Origin of the sequence: Streptomyces sp. NPDC052101, from assembly GCF_040680235.1 — a bacterium.
In the GTDB taxonomy this organism is placed as follows: Bacteria; Actinomycetota; Actinomycetes; order Streptomycetales; family Streptomycetaceae; genus Streptomyces.
Map to the genome: position 1 here is coordinate 1 of NZ_JBFAWH010000151.1, position 1,126 is coordinate 1,126.

At 65.3% G+C, this 1,126-nt stretch carries 2 protein-coding genes and 1 pseudogene; all 3 read left to right on the plus strand.

The annotated features are described in order from the left end of the window. Positions 1 to 411 (plus strand): ATP-grasp domain-containing protein (locus AB0L75_RS44405; RefSeq protein WP_365191966.1); only part of this gene is annotated, 411 nt, incomplete at its 5' end. After that, positions 308 to 868, plus strand: a complete 561-nt coding sequence (locus AB0L75_RS44410) for an ATP-grasp domain-containing protein (RefSeq protein WP_365191967.1) — start codon at positions 308 to 310, stop codon at positions 866 to 868. The genes AB0L75_RS44405 and AB0L75_RS44410, both read left to right, overlap by 104 nt. Beyond that, a pseudogene (locus tag AB0L75_RS44415) lies at positions 865 to 1,126 on the plus strand (hypothetical protein); the annotation flags it as partial. The gene AB0L75_RS44410 and the pseudogene AB0L75_RS44415, both read left to right, overlap by 4 nt.

Below are 1,126 nucleotides of genomic sequence, written 5' to 3' on the forward strand. Positions count from 1 at the left end.
GACGACCCGGACTTCGAGCAGGCATTCTGGGCCATGATCGACGACGTGGCCCCGGACCTCTACGTGCCGCTCAACGACTACGAGATTGAGCGTCTGGGCAAGGGCATCGCTGCACGCCTCCGGACCCGGGGTGTCTTGGTGCCCGGTGTGGGGACGCGGTGGACCTCGGCGTCATCGGATAAGCACCAGATGTACGAGGAGCTCTCGTCGCATGGAATCCCCACTCCATGGACGGTCCTTGGGGACGACGAGGACGCCATCCGCGTGCTCGCCCGGGACGAGGAGCCGGTGGTCGTCAAGCATCGCTTTGGTTCGGGCTCGTCGGGGGTCGAGTTCGCCGTGGGGGAGGGCATCCATCAGGCCGTGGAACGCAGCGCCCGGACTTCACCAGGGCCGTCAGGGGGACGGTGACCCTCGTCGGCGGGTCGTCGTCCAGCCTCGCCTCGACGGACACGAGTATGGCGTCGACCTGGTCTGTGACCTGAAGGCTCCCGGGGTCCTCCACGGTGTCCTGGCTCGACGCAAATATCGAATGCGTGCGGGCGAGACGGACAAGGCCGTGTCGGCGAACGCTGAACCTTTCCAGAGGGTAGCCGCTGACTTGGCACGGCTGATGGAGGTGCGAGGGATTGTCGACACCGACATGTTCGTAACCTCCAACGGGACGGTGTCGGTCATCGACATCAACCCCCGGTTTGGGGGCGGCTACCCGTTCGTCCATCTGGCTGGGGCCGACGTCCCCCTGCTCTACGTCCAGCAGGCCCTGGGACTGGAGCCCAACCCCGAAGCGCTCGCATACGACGTCGGAGTCGTCTCAGCGAAGTTCGAGTCCGTCCGCATCACGACGAAGGAGCAAGACGCCGGATGAGGATCGTCATCGTCAGTCAGTTCTTCCATCCTGAGCCCGCGATCACGGTGAACGAGCTGTGCCGGAGGCTCGTCGCCGACGGCCACGATGTCCACGTGGTCACCGGGTATCCCAACCGTCCCGGGGGCAGGCTCTATGACGGCTACCGGCAGCGACTCCGTCACACGGAGACGTGGGAGGGAGCAATTGTCCACCGTGTGCCCCTCCTGATCAATCACGACCGTCATGCCGCCCGACGCAGCGGAAACTTCGTGTCGT